This is a genomic window from Bartonella sp. MR168JLCBS, assembly GCF_042194175.1.
Map to the genome: position 1 here is coordinate 1 of NZ_JBHIMP010000468.1, position 640 is coordinate 640.

Annotated in this window: 2 protein-coding genes; both read left to right on the top strand. The window is 39.1% G+C overall.

Translation table 11 applies throughout. The features are described from left to right. Positions 1-299: 2-oxo acid dehydrogenase subunit E2 (locus ACFIK8_RS12040; protein WP_375669563.1), on the top strand; the 299-nt coding region annotated here is incomplete at its 5' end. 225 nt (positions 300-524) lie between these two features. Continuing rightward, positions 525-640: FAD-binding protein (locus ACFIK8_RS12045; RefSeq protein ID WP_375669564.1), on the top strand; the 116-nt coding region annotated here is incomplete at its 3' end.

Consider the following 640-nt stretch of genomic DNA (forward strand, 5'->3'; position numbering starts at 1 on the left):
GTGCACGTGAATGCAAATTAAAAATGGAAGAGTATCAAGGAGGAACAACGGCTATATCAAATATGGGCATGTATGGAGTGAAAAGTTTTTCTGCTATTCTTAATCCGCCACATGCAACGATTTTTGCGATTGGTGCGGGTGAAAAACGTGCCGTTGTTAAGAATGATGCATTAGGGGTTGCAACAATTATGTCGGTCACACTTTCTGCTGATCATCGTGCTGTTGATGGTGCATTAGCAGCGGAGCTTATGCGGACCTTTAAGAAAATAATTGAAAATCCATTGGCAATGTTAATTTGAGCTGTTTAAAAACGCTTCACGTAAATTGTGTGAGATATAGTAATGTTATGGGATGCAAGCAGTTCAGAGAGTGTAAGTAGTTTTATTGCCGTTTTTTCTTATCTGATAAAGGCATGTGTAGTGAGTTTGGTATAAAAAAATACAAGAAAATTCTGTTGTGTTGGTTTTCAATCTTGAATTTAAAGAATGCATATCCGTTTTGTATGTATCTATGGAGGAACTGTTATGGCGAATCTTTATGATGTAATTGTGATTGGCTCTGGGCCTGGCGGATATGTGACTGCAATTCGTGCAGCACAATGCGGCTTCAAGACTGCGATTGTTGAACGTGAACACCTAGG